We start from the raw sequence: 1,323 nt of genomic DNA, 5'->3' as shown, positions 1-1,323 counted from the left end.
CCGGCCGGCCCGCGCGGGTCCGGCCGGTCGACCGACACCGCGAAGCCGTGCCAGGCGGCGGGAAAGCGGTGCAGGGCGACCGGCATCCGCTTCAGCGCCGGCTGGCCGGACACCGGGTCGATCCGCGGCGCCAGCAGGCGGCCGACCCGGCCGGCGGCGCTGGTCTGGTCGTTCCAGTGCATCGGCACGAACACCATCCCCGGCCGCTGTCGCGACGTGATCAGCGCCCGCACCAGGATGCGGCCATGCGCGCTCTCGATCGCCACCAGGTCCGCCGGCCCGATGCCGTGCTGGCGGGCGGTCTCGGGATGCAGCTCCGCAAAGGGTTCCGCGTAGTGCGCCGACAGCCGCGCGGACAGGGCGGTGCGGGTCATGGTGTGCCACTGGTCGCGGATCCGGCCGGTGTTCAGCAGCACGTCATCCGGCGGCTCTGCGGCCGGCGGCGGCGTCAGCGCCAGGAAGCGGGCGCGACCGTCTTCGGTGAAAAAGCGACCGTCGCCGAACAGCCGGGCCGTGCCGACGCCGCCATTCGGCAGCGGCCACTGGACGGGCTGCAAGGCGTCATAGGCCGTATCGCTCAGACCGGCATGGCCGCCGATGTCGAAGTCCCGGCTGCCGTTGTTGCGCCAGGCCGACAGCGCCGCATGTTCGCGATAGATCGCCGCCGGGCCGTCATGGGCGAAGGCCTGCGCCCAGCCCATGCGCCGCGCGACCTGCGCGATCATCCACCAGTCCGGCCGCGCCTCCCCCGGCAGCGGCAGGAAGGCCCGCTGGCGGGAGATCCGCCGTTCGGAATTGGTGACGGTGCCGTCCTTTTCGCCCCAGGCGGCGGCCGGCAGCAGGACATGCGCATGGCGGGCGGTGTCGGTCGCCGCGGTGACGTCGGAGACGACGACGAAGGGGCAGGCCACCAGCGCCGCCTCAACGGCCGCATTGTCGGGCAGGCTGGCCACCGGGTTGGTCGCCATGATCCACAGCGCCTTGATCCTGCCCGCCGCCACCGCCTGGAACAGTTCCACCGCGCGCAGGCCGGGTTTGCGTGCCATCGCCGGCGCATCCCAGAACTGTCCGACCAGGGCGCGATGGCGCGGATCCTCGATCTCCATATGGGCCGCCAGCTGGTTGGCGAGCCCGCCGACCTCGCGGCCGCCCATGGCGTTCGGCTGCCCGGTCAGGGAGAAGGGGCCCATGCCGGGCCGGCCGATCCGGCCGGTGGCCAGATAGGCGTTCAGGATCGCATTGACCTTGTCGGTGCCGGCGGCGGACTGGTTCACCCCCTGGCTGAACAGGGTGACCACCCGTTCGGTCCCGGCGAAGGCGCGG

Annotated in this window: 1 protein-coding gene; it reads right to left on the bottom strand. The window is 73.0% G+C overall.

Annotated elements, in window-relative coordinates:
- A partial coding sequence (locus ACFOGJ_RS27500) for a molybdopterin oxidoreductase family protein (RefSeq protein ID WP_379907077.1) occupies window positions 1–1,323 on the bottom strand: 1,323 nt, incomplete at both ends.

Origin of the sequence: Marinibaculum pumilum, assembly GCF_042646425.1 — a bacterium.
Taxonomy (GTDB): domain Bacteria; phylum Pseudomonadota; class Alphaproteobacteria; order Ferrovibrionales; family Ferrovibrionaceae; genus Marinibaculum; species Marinibaculum pumilum.
Note: the sequence above shows the minus strand (reverse complement) of the source record. Positions and strands in the feature narration are given on the sequence as shown.